A 686-nucleotide genomic window follows, 5' to 3' on the forward strand; every position below is an offset into this window, starting at 1 on the left:
TTCGGCGAGCTGGTCCCCAAATACCTGGCCCTCGCCCGGCCGCTGTCCACCGCGCGGGCCGTGGTCGGCGTTCAGCTGCTGTTCTCGACGCTGTTCACCCCGGCGATCCGGCTGACGAACGGCGTGGCGAACTGGATCGTCCGCCAGCTGGGCATCGAGCCCGCCGAGGAGCTGCGCTCGGCTCGGTCGCCGCAGGAACTGATCTCGTTGGTGCGCTCGTCGGCGCGCAGCGGCTCCCTGGATGCGGCCACCGCCTCGCTGGTACGGCGCTCGCTGCAGTTCGGCACCCTGACCGCCGAGGAACTGATGACCCCCCGGTCGAAGATCGTGGCGCTGCAGACCGACGACACCGTCGCCGACCTGGTGGCCGCGGCCGCGGAGTCGGGGTACTCCCGCTTCCCGATCGTCGACGGCGACCTCGACGAAACCGTCGGCATCGTGCACGTCAAGCAGGTGCTCGCGATTCCGGCGGCCGACCGGGCGCGCACGCCGCTGACCACGGTGGCGCAGCCCGTGCCCGTGGTGCCCTCGACGCTGGACGGCGACGCGGTCATGGCCGAGATCCGCGGCAACAGCCTGCAGACCGCGATGGTCGTGGACGAATACGGCGGCACCGCGGGCATGGTGACCGTCGAGGACCTGATCGAAGAGATCGTCGGCGACGTCCGGGACGAACACGACGACGC

Annotated in this window: 1 protein-coding gene; it reads left to right on the forward strand. The window is 71.0% G+C overall.

Annotated features, from left to right (window positions below; all coding sequences use genetic code 11):
• Window positions 1-686: hemolysin family protein (locus tag A5713_RS05800; protein ID WP_156751767.1), on the forward strand; the 686-nt coding region annotated here is incomplete at both ends.

This window comes from Mycobacterium sp. E2497 (genome assembly GCF_001668695.1).
Lineage (GTDB): Bacteria > Actinomycetota > Actinomycetes > Mycobacteriales > Mycobacteriaceae > Mycobacterium.